The sequence below is a fragment of the Kosakonia sacchari SP1 genome (genome assembly GCF_000300455.3).
Taxonomy (GTDB): Bacteria; Pseudomonadota; Gammaproteobacteria; order Enterobacterales; family Enterobacteriaceae; genus Kosakonia; species Kosakonia sacchari.
In genome coordinates this window covers 4626215-4644697 of the sequence record NZ_CP007215.2, presented here as the reverse complement: position 1 = coordinate 4644697, position 18483 = coordinate 4626215, and the positions used below count along the sequence as shown (strand labels likewise).

Here is an 18483-nt window from a genome sequence, read left to right as displayed (position 1 = left end):
AGATGTTTTGGCGGTGAGAGACATGAAATCAGCTTGATGACAGATTACATCAGAACGTAAAAGCGGTCTGATAAACAGAATTTGCCTGGCGGCAACAGCGCGGTGGTCCCACCTGACCCCATGCCGAACTCAGAAGTGAAACGCCGTAGCGCCGATGGTAGTGTGGGGTCTCCCCATGCGAGAGTAGGGAACTGCCAGGCATCAAACCAGTGAAGAGGCCATCCTGACGGATGGCCTTTTTGCGTTTTTATGCAGTTAAACACCACAAGCGCTCCCCCTTCGGATGCGGTAAACTAGCCGTGTTTTTGCATCAGGATAGCGCTAATGAATCTCTCCCTTAAGCCCTGGAATACCTTTGGTATTGATCGTCAGGCTCACCAAATTGTTTGTGTCGAAAATACGCAGCAACTGCTCAATGCGTGGCAGTCTGCAGTACAAAGCCAGCAGCCCGTATTGGTCCTCGGCGAAGGAAGCAACGTATTGTTTCTGGAAGATTTTATCGGAACGGTCATTATCAATCGTATTAAAGGCATTGCCGTTCACGAAGAGGCGGACGCATGGCTTTTACATGTCGGTGCGGGAGAGAACTGGCATAATCTTGTACGGTGGACACTTGAACAAGGTATGCCAGGACTGGAAAACCTGGCGTTAATTCCAGGCTGTGTGGGCTCCTCTCCTATCCAAAACATTGGTGCCTATGGTGTTGAGTTACAACGTGTCTGCAGTTATGTAGATTGCATGGAGCTCAGTAGCGGTAATTCGCAGCGTTTATCTGCAGACACCTGCCGTTTTGGCTACCGAGACAGCATCTTTAAGCATGAATATCAGGATCGTTACGCCATCACTGCTGTTGGATTGCGGTTGGCAAAATCCTGGCAACCAGTGTTGACCTACGGCGATTTAACCCGTCTGGATCCCGCAACTGTAACGCCTCAACAAGTTTTCGATTCCGTTTGCCAGATGCGTACCAGCAAGTTGCCGGATCCTAAAGTGAACGGAAACGCAGGCAGTTTCTTCAAAAACCCGGTGATCACGGCTGAGCAAGCCCGCACCCTGCTCGCAAGTTTCCCTCATGCTCCGCATTACCCACAGGAAGATGGTTCAGTGAAGCTGGCAGCAGGCTGGTTGATCGATCAATGCCAGTTGAAAGGAACCTCATTAGGCGGAGCTGCTGTCCATCACTTACAAGCTTTAGTACTGATTAACACCGGGCACGCAACGAGCGAAGATGTGGTGCGTCTCGCACATTTTGTCCGGCAGAGCGTAGGCGATAAATTTGATATCTGGCTGGAACCAGAAGTGCGCTTTATAGGATGTTCTGGCGAGGTGAATGCGGTGGAGGTTATTGCGTGAAAGACAATACCGTTCCATTAACGCTGATTTCGATTCTGGCGGACGGCGAGTTCCATTCTGGCGAGCAACTTGGTGAGCGTTTGGGCATGAGCCGTGCGGCTATCAACAAACATATCCAGACGCTGCGTGATTGGGGCGTAGATGTCTTCACCGTGCCGGGAAAAGGCTACAGCTTGCCAGAACCTATTCAGCTACTGGACGAAGCCTTTATCAGTAGCCAGGTGGCGCAAGGCTCTGTTGCGGTGCTACCGGTGATCGATTCAACCAACCAATACCTGTTGGATCGCTTAAATGGCTTACGCTCTGGCGACGCCTGTGTTGCCGAATATCAGCAGGCTGGTCGCGGGCGGCGCGGTCGAAAATGGGTATCTCCATTTGGTGCTAACCTCTATATTTCCATGTACTGGCGGCTTGAGCAGGGGCCGGCAGCTGCCATTGGCCTGAGCCTGGTCATCGGTATCGTTATGGCCGAGGTGCTGCGCGATTTAGGTGCGGAGCAAGTACGTGTCAAATGGCCAAATGATCTCTATCTACAGGATCGTAAACTCGCGGGGATCCTCGTCGAATTAACGGGAAAAACCGGCGATGCGGCACAAATTGTCATTGGCGCTGGCGTCAATCTAGTGATGCGTAAAACACAGGCAGAAGATATCAGTCAGAGCTGGATTAATCTGCAGGAAGCCGGTGTGCGCATTGATCGCAACCAACTGGCGGCACGTTTGATCATTGAACTTCGCACCGCCTTGCAGCACTTTGAACAAGAAGGGTTAACGCCTTTCCTTACCCGCTGGGAAGCGCTGGATAATTTCATTAATCGCCCGGTTAAGTTGATTATTGGTGAAAAAGAGATTTTTGGGATCTCGCGCGGGATTGATTCGCAAGGTGCTTTGTTACTTGAGCAAGACGGCGTTATTAAACCCTGGGTGGGTGGAGAAATATCGCTTCGTAGTGCGGAATAATTAAAAGGGAGCAGTCATGCTCCCTTTTAATTTATTTACGTAGCCGAACTTGTTCCACGGCATGGTTAGCGCTTTTTGTCATAATCAGGCTTGCACGCTCGCGGGTTGGCAGGATGTTTTCTTTAAGATTTAAGCCGTTAATTTCTTTCCACAATGACATCGCAATCTCAATCGCTTCGGCTTCCGACAATTTGGCGTAGTTGTGGAAATAAGAATCAGGATTGGTAAATGCCCCTTCGCGGAACTTCAGGAAACGGTTGATATACCAGGTTTGCAAAAGATCTTCTGGTGCATCCACATAAATAGAGAAATCAACAAAGTCGGAAACAAATACATGGTGTGGATCGTGTGGGTAATCCATACCGCTTTGTAAAACATTTAACCCTTCAAGAATTAAAATATCCGGTTGCGAGATCGTTTTATCACCATCGGGGATCACATCATAAATAAGATGTGAATAAACCGGCGCGGTGATGTTAGTCACGCCCGATTTAATATCTGAAACAAACTGCACAAGGCGGTGCATATCATAAGATTGCGGAAACCCTTTTTTCTTCATTAAGCCGCGGTCTTTCAGTACCTGGTTTGGGTGCAAAAAACCATCGGTCGTGATGAGTTCTACACGGCGATGTTCTGGCCAGCGGCTCAGGAGTGCCTGCAAGACGCGAGCGGTGGTGCTTTTGCCCACGGCAACACTACCCGCAATGCTGATGATATAAGGAATACGCTGCCCGTTAGTGCCGAGAAATTGTTCAAGAACGGCCTGGCGGCGCAAATTCGAACTGATGTAGAAATTAAGTAAACGGGAAAGTGGAAGATATATTTCAGCAACTTCTTCCAAAGAAAGGTCTTCATTAATGCCTTTTAATCTCGCGATCTCACCTTCAGTTAAGGTCATGGGGACAGAATCGCGAAGCGCAGCCCATTGGCTGCGATTAAACTGTAAGTAAGGCGTCATTAACGTTTGCTCTTTTTTACTCATAAGCTTTTATTAGCCTGCCATTATCACTCGCTGCGTTGGCTTCCTGCGCGCAGTAAGAGAGAGACTCTGAAGATAATGCTATGGCACGACGTTATTGAAATAAGTGGGATCAATGGGCAGGAGGTTAACACCAGATGACAGGGAATAATATGAAAAATCGCGTCGAGGTGATGCTTTCCGTAGAAAGCATCACGCGCTTCACTTTAGCTGGCAATAGAACGAACCATCTGATTTACAGCAAATAAGCGTTTAAAATAAATGGCTGCTGGGTGGTAATAACCGTCCGCAGAGCAGAGAAAATCCGGTATTTCACCAAGGCAGCGGTATCCTTGCGAGCGAAAGAACGCTTCTCCGACGGAACCTGCCAGTACTTCAAGTGATAGCAAACCTCGCTGGCGTGCACATGCTGTCTTCTCGAGCTCAGCAATGAGCTTCTTGCCAACACCTGTGCGTCGGGCGCGGCGATGTACCAGCAGAAGTTTGATAGTTCCCCGGTTAAGGGCTTCAGGTTGCATATTGAGTTGCAGACTGACGCTGCCCGAAACGCCCTGTTCATCCCGCGCGATCCAGATGAGTTGCTCACCTTTTTCCAATTCACTGCGTAAACGGTAAAAGCTGCTTTCAGCTTCTTGTTGGCTGAGCGCACGTTGATACCCCACGGATGCGCCGCTGTGCAATGCATCAAGTAACAATTGTGCAAGCTCCGCGCAATAGACCGGCAAGGTGGCTGCATTTAATAAAACAATCTTCATGATGATGCCTCCGCTGGGGTGTAATAACGCAGATGCAATTAGTGATCCATTTCACTATTCCATATTAGCACTGAGTAATCGGCGTTAAGTGATCATTTATTTGCACCACGATAGCGCAACTGCACTGGCAAAGGTCTGTCCTGTATTGAGCAGAGTAGGGTGCCGAGAGAATAGATAGGAATGAATCGTGAAAAATGGTGGTTTTTTCCACGGTGTTGCATGAAATTACAGCATTTCTTCGGCTTGTCGCGCAAAATGTGAGCGATAGAACGTTTTGTGCAATTTTTTAGTTGCATCAATCCCTCTGTCTCCCTAGAATGCGCGCTACTTGATGCCGACTTAGCTCAGTAGGTAGAGCAACTGACTTGTAATCAGTAGGTCACCAGTTCGATTCCGGTAGTCGGCACCATCAAGTCCGGTGGGGTTCCCGAGCGGCCAAAGGGAGCAGACTGTAAATCTGCCGTCACAGACTTCGAAGGTTCGAATCCTTCCCCCACCACCATTTTCGGTTACGCTAAAACGTAACCTGAGTTGGTGTCAGTAGTGAATCAGCTCTTTGGGAGAGTGTCTTCTCCCGATAATACAGAAAGTACTGGGTAGCCGAGTTTCAGGATGCGGGCATCGTATAATGGCTATTACCTCAGCCTTCCAAGCTGATGATGCGGGTTCGATTCCCGCTGCCCGCTCCAAGACGTGCTGATATGGCTCAGTTGGTAGAGCGCACCCTTGGTAAGGGTGAGGTCCCCAGTTCGACTCTGGGTATCAGCACCACTTCACTTCTCCTCCCTGGTTTCTCTTCTGTTATTAGCATTCAACGAGTCGGGCATGTTGCCTGGTTGATGTGGTGATATCACCGATTTATCCGTGTCTTAGAGGGACAATCGATGTCTAAAGAAAAGTTTGAACGTACAAAACCGCACGTTAACGTCGGTACTATCGGCCACGTTGACCATGGTAAAACAACGCTGACTGCTGCAATCACTACCGTTCTGGCTAAAACCTACGGTGGTTCTGCTCGCGCATTCGACCAGATCGATAACGCGCCGGAAGAAAAAGCTCGTGGTATCACCATCAACACGTCTCACGTTGAATATGACACCCCGACTCGCCACTACGCACACGTAGACTGCCCGGGCCACGCCGACTATGTTAAAAACATGATCACCGGTGCTGCACAGATGGACGGCGCGATCCTGGTTGTTGCTGCGACTGACGGCCCGATGCCGCAGACCCGTGAGCACATCCTGCTGGGTCGTCAGGTAGGCGTTCCGTACATCATCGTGTTCCTGAACAAATGTGACATGGTTGATGACGAAGAGCTGCTGGAACTGGTAGAGATGGAAGTTCGTGAACTGCTGTCTCAGTACGATTTCCCGGGCGACGACACGCCGATCGTTCGTGGTTCTGCTCTGAAAGCGCTGGAAGGCGAAGCAGAGTGGGAAGCGAAAATCATCGAACTGGCTGGCTTCCTGGATTCTTATATTCCGGAACCAGAGCGTGCGATTGACAAGCCGTTCCTGCTGCCGATCGAAGACGTATTCTCCATCTCCGGTCGTGGTACCGTTGTTACCGGTCGTGTAGAGCGCGGTATCATCAAAGTGGGTGAAGAAGTTGAAATCGTTGGTATCAAAGACACCGCGAAATCCACCTGTACCGGCGTTGAAATGTTCCGCAAACTGCTGGACGAAGGCCGTGCTGGTGAGAACGTAGGCGTTCTGCTGCGTGGTATCAAACGTGAAGAAATCGAACGTGGTCAGGTACTGGCTAAGCCGGGTTCCATCAAGCCGCACACCAAATTCGAATCTGAAGTGTACATTCTGTCCAAAGATGAAGGCGGCCGTCACACTCCGTTCTTCAAAGGCTACCGTCCGCAGTTCTACTTCCGTACAACTGACGTGACTGGCACCATCGAACTGCCGGAAGGCGTTGAAATGGTAATGCCGGGCGACAACATCAAAATGGTTGTTACCCTGATTCACCCGATTGCAATGGACGATGGTCTGCGTTTCGCAATCCGTGAAGGCGGCCGTACCGTTGGCGCGGGCGTTGTAGCAAAAGTTCTCAGCTAATCGCTGATAACATTTGACGCAATGCGCAAGAAGAGGGCATCATTTGATGCCCTTTTTGTACGCTTTCGAACCAGAACCTGGCTCATCAGTGATTTTATTTGTCATAATCATTGCTGAGACAGGCTCTGAAGAGGGCGTTAGTCCGAATCTCGCCAGAGCATTTCGGTTTGGTTGCCTCGCTTATGCGGGGCAAAAATGTTTGTCTGAATTCTTGTGACAGGTTGGTTTATGAGTGCGAATACCGAAGCTCAAGGGAGCGGGCGCGGCCTGGAAGCGATGAAGTGGGTTGTTGTTGCAGTACTGCTGCTCGTGGCTATCGTTGGCAACTATCTTTATCGTGACATGATGCTGCCGCTCCGCGCGCTGGCAGTTGTTATTCTGATTGCTGCAGCAGGTGGTGTCGCGCTGTTGACGACGAAGGGTAAAGCGACCGTCGCTTTTGCCCGTGAAGCGAGAACCGAAGTACGTAAAGTGATTTGGCCCACTCGTCAGGAAACATTGCACACCACATTGATCGTGGCTGCCGTAACTGCAGTCATGTCACTGATCCTGTGGGGACTTGATGGTATTCTGGTCCGCCTGGTTTCCTTTATCACTGGCCTGAGGTTCTGAGATGTCTGAAGCTCCTAAAAAGCGCTGGTACGTCGTTCAGGCGTTTTCCGGTTTTGAAGGCCGCGTAGCCACTTCGCTGCGCGAGCATATCAAATTACACAATATGGAAGAGTTGTTTGGCGAAGTCATGGTGCCGACTGAAGAAGTGGTCGAAATCCGTGGCGGTCAGCGTCGCAAAAGCGAACGCAAATTCTTCCCGGGCTACGTCCTTGTTCAGATGGTGATGAATGACGCCAGCTGGCACCTGGTACGCAGCGTTCCGCGCGTAATGGGCTTCATCGGCGGCACGTCCGATCGTCCGGCGCCGATTAGCGATAAAGAAGTGGATGCGATCATGAACCGCCTGCAACAGGTTGGTGATAAGCCGCGTCCGAAAACGCTGTTTGAGCCGGGTGAAATGGTCCGCGTTAGCGACGGTCCGTTTGCCGACTTTAACGGTGTGGTTGAAGAGGTGGACTACGAGAAGTCTCGCCTGAAAGTGTCCGTTTCTATCTTCGGTCGTGCGACCCCGGTAGAGCTGGATTTCAGCCAGGTCGAAAAAGCCTAAATATTCGGCGATCAAACGTTGCACAGGGCGCGAAATTGACATACAATTTCGCGCCTTTTGTTTTTATGGGTCTCGTATCCGTAAAACGTATTCAAACACGGGGAGCCTTTCGAGGCGCTATACCCAAACGAGGAAATTTCAATGGCTAAGAAAGTCCAGGCCTACGTCAAGCTGCAGGTTGCAGCTGGCATGGCAAACCCGAGCCCACCGGTTGGTCCGGCTCTGGGTCAGCAGGGTGTTAACATCATGGAATTCTGTAAAGCGTTCAACGCCAAAACTGATTCCATCGAAAAAGGTCTGCCGATTCCGGTTGTTATTACCGTTTACGCTGACCGCTCCTTCACTTTCGTTACCAAAACGCCTCCGGCAGCAGTTCTGCTGAAGAAAGCGGCTGGTATCAAGTCTGGTTCCGGCAAGCCGAACAAAGACAAAGTGGGCAAAGTAACCCGCGCTCAGGTGCAGGAAATTGCTCAGACTAAAGCCGCGGACATGACCGGTGCTGACATTGAAGCGATGACTCGCTCAATCGAAGGTACTGCGCGTTCCATGGGCCTGGTAGTGGAGGATTAAGAAATGGCTAAACTGACCAAGCGCATGCGCGTGATCCGTGACAAAGTTGATGCGACTAAACAGTACGACATCAACGAAGCCATTGCTCTGCTGAAAGAGCTGGCCACTGCTAAATTCGTAGAAAGCGTAGACGTTGCTGTTAACCTCGGCATCGACGCGCGTAAATCTGACCAGAACGTACGTGGTGCAACTGTACTGCCGCATGGTACTGGCCGTTCTGTTCGCGTAGCCGTATTTACCCAGGGCCCGAACGCTGAAGCTGCTAAAGCAGCTGGTGCTGAGCTGGTAGGTATGGAAGATCTGGCTGAGCAGATCAAAAAAGGCGAAATGAACTTCGACGTTGTTATTGCTTCTCCGGATGCAATGCGCGTTGTTGGTCAGCTGGGCCAGGTTCTGGGTCCGCGTGGCCTGATGCCAAACCCGAAAGTTGGTACCGTAACGCCGAATGTTGCTGAAGCGGTTAAAAACGCTAAAGCGGGTCAGGTTCGTTACCGTAACGACAAAAACGGCATCATCCATACCACCATCGGTAAAGTGGATTTTGACGCTGATAAGTTGAAAGAAAACCTGGAATCCCTGCTGGTTGCGCTGAAAAAAGCAAAACCGTCTCAGGCGAAAGGCGTGTACATCAAGAAAATTAGCATCTCCACCACCATGGGTGCGGGTGTTGCGGTAGACCAGGCTGGTCTGAACGCAGTAGCGAACTAATATTCGCCTTTACGTGGGTGGTGGATTTGTCTACAATCTTACCCCCACGTTTTGCTAGCGTAAGTTAGCAAACAAACAGATTTGTTCGTTGGAGCCTGGCCTAATCCAGGCCTCCGTCGAAGACCGCAGGTGTTTCGTAAGAAGCTTAATTCCCTGCGTAGACGGTGACAGAACCTAAAGATTATTTTTAAAGTACTCTTTGGCTTGTTTCTGCTCACCGTATTAAGACGCTCTTTTCATTGAGAAGAGTGAAGTGAGTTCCAGGGCATGAGCCCTGGCAAACATCCAGGAGCAAAGCTAATGGCTTTAAATCTTCAAGACAAACAAGCGATTGTTGCTGAAGTCAGCGAAGTAGCCAAAGGCGCGCTGTCTGCGGTTGTTGCGGATTCCCGTGGCGTTACCGTAGATAAAATGACCGAACTGCGTAAAGCAGGTCGCGAAGCCGGCGTTTACATGCGTGTTGTTCGCAACACCCTGCTGCGCCGTGTTGTTGAGGGTACTCAGTTTGAGTGCCTGAAAGACGCGTTCGTTGGTCCGACCCTGATTGCATACTCTATGGAACACCCGGGCGCTGCTGCTCGTCTGTTCAAAGAGTTCGCGAAAGCGAATGCAAAATTTGAGGTCAAAGCCGCTGCCTTTGAAGGTGAGTTGATCCCGGCGTCCCAGATCGATCGCCTGGCAACCCTGCCGACCTACGAAGAAGCAATTGCACGCCTGATGGCAACCATGAAAGAAGCCTCTGCTGGCAAACTGGTTCGTACTCTGGCTGCTGTACGCGATGCGAAAGAAGCTGCTTAATCGCAGTTTTCTTTATAAAGCATTTGCTTACGTATAAACTTATTCTGATATTCAGGAACAATTTAAATGTCTATCACTAAAGATCAAATCATTGAAGCAGTTGCCGCTATGTCCGTAATGGACGTTGTAGAACTGATCTCTGCAATGGAAGAAAAATTCGGTGTTTCTGCTGCTGCTGCTGTAGCTGTTGCTGCTGGCCCGGCTGCTGATGCTGCTGAAGAAAAAACTGAGTTCGACGTAATTCTGAAAGCCGCTGGCGCTAACAAAGTTGCTGTTATCAAAGCAGTACGTGGCGCAACTGGCCTGGGTCTGAAAGAAGCTAAAGACCTGGTAGAATCTGCTCCGGCCGCTCTGAAAGAAGGCGTGAGCAAAGATGATGCTGAAGCTCTGAAAAAATCTCTGGAAGAAGCTGGCGCTGAAGTTGAAGTTAAATAAGCCAACCCTTCCGGTTGCAGCCTGAGAAATTAGGCTGATGGCTGGTGACTTTTTGGTCACCAGCCTTTTTGCGCTGTAGAAGGTACCGGTAGCGTTTCACACTGTTTGACTGCCAGTAGCCTTTACAATGCTTGTTTCTATCGACGACTTAATATACTGCGACAGAAAGTTCTTTCTGTGTAAATCGCAATGAAATGATTTAAGCGTGATAGCAACAAGCATTGCGGAAAGTGCTCCACTTTCCGGTCTAAAAAAATAGTGTTGCATAAACTGTCCCTTTCGACGGACAGAGTGGGTCGACTTGTCAGCGAGCTGAGGAACCCTATGGTTTACTCCTATACCGAGAAAAAACGTATTCGTAAGGATTTTGGTAAACGTCCACAAGTACTGGATGTCCCATATCTCCTTTCTATCCAGCTTGACTCGTTCCAGAAGTTTATCGAGCAAGATCCTGAAGGGCAGTACGGTCTGGAAGCGGCTTTCCGCTCCGTGTTCCCGATTAAGAGCTACAGCGGCAATTCGGAACTGCAATACGTCAGCTACCGTCTTGGCGAACCTGTTTTTGATGTTAAAGAATGTCAGATCCGTGGCGTAACGTATTCCGCTCCGCTGCGCGTAAAACTGCGTCTGGTGATCTACGAGCGCGAAGCGCCGGAAGGCACCGTTAAAGACATTAAAGAACAAGAAGTCTACATGGGCGAAATTCCGCTCATGACCGACAACGGTACCTTTGTTATCAACGGTACTGAGCGTGTTATCGTTTCTCAGCTGCACCGTAGTCCTGGCGTCTTCTTCGACAGCGATAAGGGTAAAACCCACTCATCTGGTAAGGTGCTTTATAACGCACGTATTATTCCTTACCGTGGGTCATGGCTGGACTTCGAGTTCGACCCGAAAGATAACCTCTTCGTGCGTATCGACCGCCGCCGCAAACTGCCGGCGACCATTATTCTGCGCGCGTTGAACTACACCACTGAGCAGATTCTTGATCTGTTCTTTGAAAAAGTTGTCTTTGAAATCCGCGATAACAAGTTGCAGATGGAACTGGTGCCGGAACGCCTGCGTGGCGAAACTGCATCCTTCGACATCGAAGCAAACGGCAAAATGTATGTTGAGAAAGGCCGTCGTATTACCGCGCGCCATATTCGTCAGCTGGAAAAAGACGAAATTCAACATATTGAAGTACCGGTTGAGTACATCGCAGGCAAAGTTGCGGCTAAAGACTACGTTGACGAATCCACTGGCGAGTTGATCTGCCCGGCAAACATGGAGCTGTCGCTCGATCTGCTGGCGAAGCTGAGCCAGTCTGGTCACAAACGTATCGAAACCCTGTTCACCAACGATTTGGATCACGGTCCGTACATGTCTGAGACGGTACGCGTCGACCCGACCAACGATCGTCTGAGCGCGCTGGTAGAAATCTACCGCATGATGCGCCCCGGTGAGCCGCCGACTCGCGAAGCTGCGGAAAGCCTGTTCGAGAACCTGTTCTTCTCCGAAGACCGCTACGATCTCTCTGCGGTTGGTCGTATGAAGTTCAACCGTTCTCTGCTGCGCGACAGCATCGAAGGTTCCGGTATCCTGAGCAAAGAAGACATCATCGAAGTGATGAAAAAGCTCATCGGTATCCGTAACGGCATCGGTGAAGTGGATGATATCGACCACCTCGGCAACCGTCGTATCCGTTCCGTAGGCGAAATGGCGGAAAACCAATTCCGCGTTGGCCTGGTTCGTGTAGAACGTGCGGTGAAAGAGCGTCTGTCTCTGGGCGATCTGGATACCCTGATGCCGCAGGATATGATCAACGCGAAGCCTATCTCTGCAGCCGTTAAAGAGTTCTTCGGTTCCAGCCAGCTGTCACAGTTTATGGACCAGAACAACCCGCTGTCCGAGATTACGCACAAACGTCGTATCTCTGCACTCGGCCCGGGCGGTCTGACTCGTGAGCGCGCAGGCTTTGAAGTTCGAGACGTACACCCGACCCACTACGGGCGCGTATGTCCGATCGAAACGCCTGAAGGTCCGAACATCGGTCTGATCAACTCCTTGTCCGTGTACGCACAGACTAACGAATACGGCTTCCTCGAAACGCCGTACCGTAAAGTGACCGATGGCGTTGTGACTGACGAGATCCATTATCTTTCTGCTATCGAGGAAGGTAACTACGTTATCGCTCAGGCGAACACCAACCTGACGGAAGAAGGTCGTTTCGTAGACGATCTGGTAACCTGCCGCAGCAAAGGCGAATCCAGCCTCTTTAGCGCAGACCAGGTTGACTACATGGACGTTTCCACCCAGCAGGTGGTTTCTGTCGGTGCGTCCCTGATCCCGTTCCTGGAACACGATGACGCCAACCGTGCATTGATGGGTGCGAACATGCAACGTCAGGCGGTTCCGACTCTGCGCGCTGACAAGCCGCTGGTTGGTACCGGTATGGAACGTGCTGTTGCCGTTGACTCCGGTGTAACCGCAGTTGCTAAACGTGGCGGTACTGTTCAGTACGTGGATGCCTCTCGTATCGTTATCAAAGTTAACGAAGATGAGATGTACCCGGGCGAAGCAGGTATCGACATCTATAACCTGACCAAATATACCCGTTCTAACCAGAACACCTGCATCAACCAGATGCCGTGTGTTTATCTGGGTGAGCCAATTGAGCGCGGCGACGTGCTGGCAGACGGCCCGTCCACCGACCTCGGTGAACTGGCGCTCGGTCAGAACATGCGCGTAGCGTTCATGCCGTGGAACGGTTACAACTTCGAAGACTCCATCCTCGTCTCCGAGCGTGTGGTTCAGGAAGATCGTTTCACCACTATTCACATCCAGGAACTGGCGTGCGTGTCCCGTGACACCAAGCTGGGGCCAGAAGAGATCACTGCAGACATCCCGAACGTGGGTGAAGCCGCGCTCTCCAAACTGGATGAATCCGGTATCGTTTACATCGGTGCGGAAGTGACCGGCGGCGACATTCTGGTTGGTAAGGTAACGCCGAAAGGTGAAACCCAGCTGACGCCAGAAGAGAAACTGCTGCGCGCGATCTTCGGTGAGAAAGCGTCTGACGTTAAAGACTCTTCTCTGCGCGTACCGAACGGTGTTTCCGGTACCGTTATCGACGTTCAGGTCTTTACCCGCGATGGCGTGGAAAAAGACAAACGTGCGCTGGAAATCGAAGAAATGCAGCTCAAACAGGCGAAGAAAGACCTGTCTGAAGAACTGCAGATCCTCGAAGCTGGCCTGTTTAGCCGTATCCACAGCGTGCTGGTTTCCGGTGGTGTTGAAGCTGACAAGCTCGACAAGTTGCCGCGCGACCGCTGGCTGGAACTCGGCCTGACCGACGAAGCGAAACAAAATCAGCTGGAACAACTGGCTGAGCAGTATGACGAACTGAAACACGAGTTCGAGAAAAAACTCGAAGCGAAACGCCGCAAAATCACTCAGGGCGATGATCTGGCACCGGGCGTGCTGAAAATCGTTAAGGTTTATCTGGCCGTTAAACGTCAGATCCAGCCTGGTGATAAAATGGCAGGCCGTCACGGTAACAAGGGTGTTATCTCTAAGATCAACCCGATCGAAGATATGCCATACGATGAAAACGGCACGCCGGTTGACATCGTACTGAACCCGCTGGGCGTACCGTCTCGTATGAACATCGGTCAGATCCTTGAAACCCACCTGGGTATGGCTGCGAAAGGTATCGGCGACAAGATCAACGCCATGCTGAAGCAGCAGCAAGAAGTCGCGAAACTGCGCGAGTTCATCCAGCGTGCATACGATCTGGGCGCTGACGTTCGTCAGAAAGTCGACCTGAGCACCTTCAGCGATGAGGAAGTTCTGCGTCTGGCGGAAAACCTGCGTAAAGGTATGCCGATCGCAACGCCGGTATTCGACGGTGCGAAAGAGTCTGAAATCAAGGAACTGTTACAGCTGGGTGGCCTGCCGACTTCCGGTCAGATCACACTGTTCGACGGTCGTACCGGTGAGCAATTCGAGCGCCAGGTTACCGTTGGCTACATGTACATGCTGAAACTGAACCACCTGGTTGATGACAAGATGCATGCGCGTTCTACCGGTTCTTACAGCCTGGTTACTCAGCAGCCGCTGGGTGGTAAGGCGCAGTTCGGTGGTCAGCGCTTCGGGGAGATGGAAGTGTGGGCGCTGGAAGCATACGGCGCGGCATACACCCTGCAGGAAATGCTCACCGTTAAGTCTGATGACGTGAATGGTCGCACCAAGATGTATAAAAACATCGTGGACGGCAACCATCAGATGGAACCGGGTATGCCTGAGTCCTTCAACGTACTGTTGAAAGAGATTCGTTCGCTGGGTATCAACATCGAGCTGGAAGACGAGTAACTCTCGCTCAAACAGGTCACTGGTGTCGGGGTAAAACCCGGCGCCAGATTGTGCTAACTCCGACGGGAGCAAATCCGTGAAAGACTTATTAAAGTTTCTGAAAGCGCAAACTAAAACCGAAGAGTTTGATGCGATCAAAATTGCTCTGGCCTCGCCAGACATGATCCGTTCATGGTCTTTTGGTGAAGTTAAGAAGCCGGAAACCATCAACTACCGTACGTTCAAACCTGAGCGTGACGGCCTTTTCTGTGCGCGTATTTTCGGGCCAGTAAAAGATTACGAGTGCCTGTGCGGTAAGTACAAGCGCCTGAAACACCGTGGTGTGATCTGTGAGAAGTGCGGCGTTGAAGTGACCCAGACAAAAGTGCGTCGTGAGCGCATGGGCCACATCGAGCTGGCGTCTCCGACCGCCCACATTTGGTTTCTGAAATCTCTGCCGTCCCGTATCGGCCTGCTGCTGGATATGCCGCTGCGCGATATCGAACGTGTTCTGTACTTCGAATCCTATGTGGTTATCGAAGGCGGTATGACCAATCTGGAACGTAACCAGATCCTGACCGAAGAACAGTACCTGGACGCGCTGGAAGAGTTCGGTGACGAATTCGACGCGAAAATGGGCGCCGAAGCTATTCAGGCCCTGCTGAAAAGCATGGATCTGGAGCAAGAGTGCGAACAGCTGCGCGAAGAGCTGAACGAAACCAACTCCGAAACCAAACGTAAGAAGCTGACCAAGCGTATCAAGCTGCTGGAAGCGTTCGTACAGTCTGGTAACAAACCGGAGTGGATGATCCTGACCGTTCTGCCAGTGCTGCCGCCGGACCTGCGTCCGCTGGTTCCGCTGGACGGTGGTCGTTTCGCAACGTCGGATCTGAACGATCTGTACCGTCGCGTGATCAACCGTAACAACCGTCTGAAACGCCTGCTGGATCTGGCGGCACCGGACATCATCGTACGCAACGAAAAACGTATGCTGCAGGAAGCGGTTGACGCCCTGCTGGATAACGGCCGTCGCGGTCGTGCGATCACCGGTTCCAACAAACGTCCGCTGAAATCTTTGGCCGATATGATCAAAGGTAAACAGGGTCGTTTCCGTCAGAACCTGCTCGGTAAGCGTGTTGACTACTCCGGTCGTTCTGTGATCACCGTAGGCCCATACCTGCGTCTGCATCAGTGCGGTCTGCCGAAGAAAATGGCACTGGAGCTGTTCAAACCGTTTATCTACGGCAAGCTGGAACTGCGTGGCCTCGCCACCACCATCAAAGCCGCGAAGAAAATGGTTGAGCGCGAAGAAGCTGTCGTTTGGGATATCCTGGACGAAGTGATCCGCGAACACCCGGTACTGCTGAACCGTGCACCAACACTGCACCGTCTGGGTATCCAGGCGTTTGAACCGGTACTGATCGAAGGTAAAGCTATCCAGCTGCACCCGCTGGTTTGTGCGGCATATAACGCCGACTTCGATGGTGACCAGATGGCTGTTCACGTACCGCTGACGCTGGAAGCCCAGCTGGAAGCGCGTGCGCTGATGATGTCCACCAACAACATTCTGTCTCCGGCGAACGGCGAACCTATCATCGTTCCGTCTCAGGACGTTGTATTGGGTCTGTACTACATGACCCGTGACTGTGTTAACGCCAAAGGCGAAGGCATGGTGCTGACTGGCCCGAAAGAAGCTGAGCGTATTTACCGCGCTGGCCTGGCCTCTCTGCATGCACGCGTTAAAGTGCGTATCACTGAATATGAAAAAGACGCTAACGGCGAATTCGTAGCGAAAACCAGCCTGAAAGACACGACCGTTGGCCGTGCGATTCTGTGGATGATCGTTCCGAAAGGTCTGCCTTTCTCCATCGTCAACCAGGCGCTGGGCAAGAAAGCTATTTCCAAAATGCTGAACACGTGTTACCGCATTCTGGGCCTGAAACCAACCGTTATCTTCGCGGACCAGACGATGTACACCGGCTTTGCTTATGCAGCGCGTTCAGGTGCATCCGTTGGTATTGATGACATGGTCATCCCGGAGAAGAAACACGAAATCATCAGCGAAGCGGAAGCTGAAGTTGCTGAGATTCAGGAGCAGTTCCAGTCTGGCCTGGTAACCGCTGGCGAACGTTACAACAAAGTTATCGATATTTGGGCCGCGGCGAACGATCGCGTATCCAAAGCGATGATGGATAACCTGCAAACCGAAACCGTTATTAACCGTGACGGCGTTGAAGAGCAGCAGGTTTCCTTTAACAGCATCTACATGATGGCCGACTCCGGTGCGCGTGGTTCTGCAGCCCAGATTCGTCAGCTTGCTGGTATGCGTGGTCTGATGGCGAAGCCGGATGGCTCCATCATCGAAACGCCGATCACCGCGAACTTCCGTGAAGGTCTGAACGTACTCCAGTACTTCATCTCCACGCACGGTGCGCGTAAAGGTCTGGCGGATACCGCACTGAAAACCGCGAACTCCGGTTACCTGACCCGTCGTCTGGTTGACGTGGCGCAGGATCTGGTCGTAACCGAAGACGATTGTGGCACGCTGGAAGGCATCACCATGACGCCGGTTATCGAAGGTGGTGATGTTAAAGAGCCGCTGCGCGATCGCGTTCTGGGTCGTGTAACCGCAGAAGACATTCTGAAGCCGGGTACCGCAGATATTCTGGTTCCGCGCAACACGCTGCTGCACGAACAGTGGTGTGACCTGCTGGAAGCGAACTCTGTTGACTCAGTGAAAGTGCGTTCTGTTGTATCGTGTGACACCGACTTTGGTGTGTGCGCCCACTGCTATGGCCGTGACCTGGCGCGTGGCCACATCATCAACAAAGGTGAAGCCATCGGCGTTATCGCGGCACAGTCCATCGGTGAACCGGGTACACAGCTGACGATGCGTACGTTCCACATCGGTGGTGCGGCATCTCGTGCGGCTGCTGAATCCAGCATCCAGGTGAAAAACAAAGGTAGCATCCGCCTGAGCAACGCGAAGACGGTTGTGAACTCCAGCGGCAAACTGGTTATCACCTCGCGTAACACTGAGCTGAAACTGATCGACGAATTCGGTCGTACCAAAGAAAGCTATAAAGTACCTTACGGTGCGGTCATGGCGAAAGGTGATGGCGAGCAGGTTGCTGGCGGTGAAACCGTTGCAAACTGGGATCCGCATACCATGCCGGTTATCACTGAAGTGGCTGGTTTCATCCGCTTCACTGATATGATCGACGGCCAGACGATTACGCGTCAGACCGACGAACTGACCGGTCTCTCTTCGCTGGTGGTTCTGGACTCCGCAGAGCGTACCGCGGGTGGTAAAGACCTGCGTCCGGCGCTGAAAATCGTTGACGCTAACGGCAACGACGTTCTGATCCCGGGCACCGACATGCCTGCGCAGTACTTCCTGCCGGGTAAAGCGATCGTCCAGTTGGAAGATGGCATCCAGATCGGTGCGGGTGATGCGCTGGCGCGTATTCCGCAGGAATCCAGCGGTACCAAGGACATCACCGGTGGTCTGCCGCGCGTTGCGGATCTGTTCGAAGCACGTCGTCCGAAAGAGCCGGCAATCCTGGCTGAAATCAGCGGCATCATTTCCTTCGGTAAAGAAACCAAAGGGAAACGCCGTCTGGTGATCACGCCGGTTGACGGTAGCGAGCCGTACGAAGAGATGATTCCGAAATGGCGTCAGCTCAACGTGTTTGAAGGTGAACGTGTAGAACGTGGTGACGTGGTTTCCGACGGTCCGGAAGCACCGCACGACATTCTGCGTCTTCGTGGCGTACACGCGGTAACGCGTTATATCACCAACGAAGTACAGGACGTTTACCGTCTGCAGGGCGTTAAGATCAACGATAAGCACATCGAAGTTATCGTTCGTCAGATGCTGCGTAAAGCCACCATCGTTAACGCAGGAAGCTCCGACTTCCTGGAAGGTGAGCAGGTTGAATACTCTCGCGTCAAGATCGCTAACCGCGATCTGGAAGCAGCAGGCAAAATCGGTGCAACCTATGCACGCGATCTGCTGGGTATCACCAAAGCGTCTCTGGCAACCGAGTCCTTCATCTCCGCGGCATCGTTCCAGGAGACTACTCGTGTGCTTACCGAAGCAGCCGTTGCGGGCAAACGCGACGAACTGCGCGGTCTGAAAGAGAACGTTATCGTGGGTCGTTTGATCCCGGCTGGTACCGGTTATGCGTACCACCAGGATCGTATGCGCCGTCGCGCCGCTGGCGAACTGCCGGCAGCACCGCAGGTGACTGCGGAAGATGCGTCCGCGAGCCTGGCAGAACTGCTGAACGCAGGTCTGGGTGGTTCCGACAACGAGTAATCGTTTCGCGTAATAAAAACCCGCTTCGGCGGGTTTTTTTATGCC

At 51.9% G+C, this 18483-nt stretch carries 13 protein-coding genes, 4 tRNA genes and 1 rRNA gene; 16 read left to right on the top strand and 2 right to left on the bottom strand.

Translation table 11 applies throughout. The features are described from left to right. Positions 1 to 84: 84 nt before the first annotated feature. From rrf to birA, 3 genes are all read left to right on the top strand, one after another. Positions 85 to 200 (top strand): 5S ribosomal RNA (gene rrf / locus C813_RS44905). Positions 201 to 324: 124 nt separating this feature from the next. Then, positions 325 to 1353, top strand: coding sequence for a UDP-N-acetylmuramate dehydrogenase (gene murB, locus C813_RS44900; protein ID WP_017460035.1), 1029 nt, complete (start codon positions 325 to 327; stop codon positions 1351 to 1353). Continuing rightward, the gene (birA, locus tag C813_RS44895) at positions 1350 to 2312 is read left to right on the top strand and encodes a bifunctional biotin--[acetyl-CoA-carboxylase] ligase/biotin operon repressor BirA (RefSeq protein WP_017460034.1); all 963 of its coding nucleotides are present in this window, start codon (positions 1350 to 1352) and stop codon (positions 2310 to 2312) included. The genes murB and birA overlap by 4 nt, the downstream gene beginning before the upstream one ends. Positions 2313 to 2343: 31 nt before the next feature. Here the strand turns inward: birA and coaA are convergent, their stop codons facing one another. Continuing rightward, positions 2344 to 3294 (bottom strand): type I pantothenate kinase, encoded by a 951-nt coding sequence (gene coaA, locus C813_RS44890; RefSeq protein WP_017460033.1) that lies wholly within the window; start codon positions 3292 to 3294, stop codon positions 2344 to 2346. Positions 3295 to 3497: 203 nt separating this feature from the next. Further along, on the bottom strand, positions 3498 to 4046 hold the full coding sequence (locus C813_RS44885) for a GNAT family N-acetyltransferase (RefSeq protein ID WP_017460032.1): 549 nt from the start codon (positions 4044 to 4046) through the stop codon (positions 3498 to 3500). Positions 4047 to 4379: 333 nt separating this feature from the next. On the opposite strand from C813_RS44885, the gene C813_RS44880 reads away from it, so the two are divergent. The 13 genes from C813_RS44880 to rpoC all read left to right on the top strand — a co-directional run bounded on the left by C813_RS44880 (position 4380) and on the right by rpoC (position 18438). Next, positions 4380 to 4455, top strand: a tRNA-Thr gene (locus C813_RS44880). A gap of 8 nt (positions 4456 to 4463) precedes the next feature. After that, a tRNA-Tyr gene (locus C813_RS44875) sits at positions 4464 to 4548 on the top strand. A 112-nt stretch (positions 4549 to 4660) separates the two neighbouring features. Continuing rightward, positions 4661 to 4735 (top strand) — tRNA-Gly (locus tag C813_RS44870). A 6-nt stretch (positions 4736 to 4741) separates the two neighbouring features. Further along, positions 4742 to 4817 (top strand) — tRNA-Thr (locus C813_RS44865). A gap of 113 nt (positions 4818 to 4930) precedes the next feature. Next, complete coding sequence (gene tuf, locus C813_RS44860; RefSeq protein WP_017460031.1) at positions 4931 to 6115, top strand: elongation factor Tu; 1185 nt, start codon at positions 4931 to 4933, stop codon at positions 6113 to 6115. Between the two features lie 228 nt (positions 6116 to 6343). Beyond that, positions 6344 to 6727: a preprotein translocase subunit SecE gene (gene secE / locus C813_RS44855; protein ID WP_003033128.1), complete on the top strand. Its 384-nt coding sequence runs from the start codon at positions 6344 to 6346 to the stop codon at positions 6725 to 6727. 1 nt (position 6728) lies between these two features. Continuing rightward, a complete protein-coding gene (gene nusG / locus C813_RS44850; RefSeq protein ID WP_006816549.1) occupies positions 6729 to 7274 on the top strand; it encodes a transcription termination/antitermination protein NusG in 546 nt (181 codons plus the stop codon). 141 nt (positions 7275 to 7415) lie between these two features. After that, the gene (gene rplK, locus C813_RS44845; RefSeq protein ID WP_002438627.1) at positions 7416 to 7844 is read left to right on the top strand and encodes a 50S ribosomal protein L11; all 429 of its coding nucleotides are present in this window, start codon (positions 7416 to 7418) and stop codon (positions 7842 to 7844) included. Between the two features lie 3 nt (positions 7845 to 7847). Beyond that, entirely contained in the window at positions 7848 to 8552 is a 705-nt protein-coding gene (rplA, locus tag C813_RS44840; protein WP_017460030.1) for a 50S ribosomal protein L1, read from the top strand. Between the two features lie 300 nt (positions 8553 to 8852). Further along, on the top strand, positions 8853 to 9350 hold the full coding sequence (rplJ, locus tag C813_RS44835; RefSeq protein WP_002438625.1) for a 50S ribosomal protein L10: 498 nt from the start codon (positions 8853 to 8855) through the stop codon (positions 9348 to 9350). Between the two features lie 66 nt (positions 9351 to 9416). Beyond that, positions 9417 to 9785, top strand: a complete 369-nt coding sequence (gene rplL, locus C813_RS44830; RefSeq protein ID WP_014882064.1) for a 50S ribosomal protein L7/L12 — start codon at positions 9417 to 9419, stop codon at positions 9783 to 9785. A 324-nt stretch (positions 9786 to 10109) separates the two neighbouring features. After that, positions 10110 to 14138, top strand: a complete 4029-nt coding sequence (gene rpoB, locus C813_RS44825; protein ID WP_017460028.1) for a DNA-directed RNA polymerase subunit beta — start codon at positions 10110 to 10112, stop codon at positions 14136 to 14138. 76 nt (positions 14139 to 14214) lie between these two features. Continuing rightward, a complete protein-coding gene (gene rpoC, locus C813_RS44820) occupies positions 14215 to 18438 on the top strand; it encodes a DNA-directed RNA polymerase subunit beta' (protein WP_017460027.1) in 4224 nt (1407 codons plus the stop codon). Positions 18439 to 18483 lie beyond the last annotated feature (45 nt).

Excerpts from the sequence above, each read along its gene's own strand:
- murB (WP_017460035.1), top strand. The coding sequence starts at position 325 with ATGAATCTCTCCCTTAAGCCCTGGAATACCTTTGGTATTGATCGTCAG.
- coaA (WP_017460033.1), bottom strand. The coding sequence starts at position 3,294 with ATGAGTAAAAAAGAGCAAACGTTAATGACGCCTTACTTACAGTTTAAT.
- C813_RS44885 (WP_017460032.1), bottom strand. The coding sequence starts at position 4,046 with ATGAAGATTGTTTTATTAAATGCAGCCACCTTGCCGGTCTATTGCGCG.
- tuf (WP_017460031.1), top strand. The coding sequence starts at position 4,931 with ATGTCTAAAGAAAAGTTTGAACGTACAAAACCGCACGTTAACGTCGGT.
- secE (WP_003033128.1), top strand. The coding sequence starts at position 6,344 with ATGAGTGCGAATACCGAAGCTCAAGGGAGCGGGCGCGGCCTGGAAGCG.
- nusG (WP_006816549.1), top strand. The coding sequence starts at position 6,729 with ATGTCTGAAGCTCCTAAAAAGCGCTGGTACGTCGTTCAGGCGTTTTCC.
- rplK (WP_002438627.1), top strand. The coding sequence starts at position 7,416 with ATGGCTAAGAAAGTCCAGGCCTACGTCAAGCTGCAGGTTGCAGCTGGC.
- rplA (WP_017460030.1), top strand. The coding sequence starts at position 7,848 with ATGGCTAAACTGACCAAGCGCATGCGCGTGATCCGTGACAAAGTTGAT.
- rplJ (WP_002438625.1), top strand. The coding sequence starts at position 8,853 with ATGGCTTTAAATCTTCAAGACAAACAAGCGATTGTTGCTGAAGTCAGC.
- rplL (WP_014882064.1), top strand. The coding sequence starts at position 9,417 with ATGTCTATCACTAAAGATCAAATCATTGAAGCAGTTGCCGCTATGTCC.
- rpoB (WP_017460028.1), top strand. The coding sequence starts at position 10,110 with ATGGTTTACTCCTATACCGAGAAAAAACGTATTCGTAAGGATTTTGGT.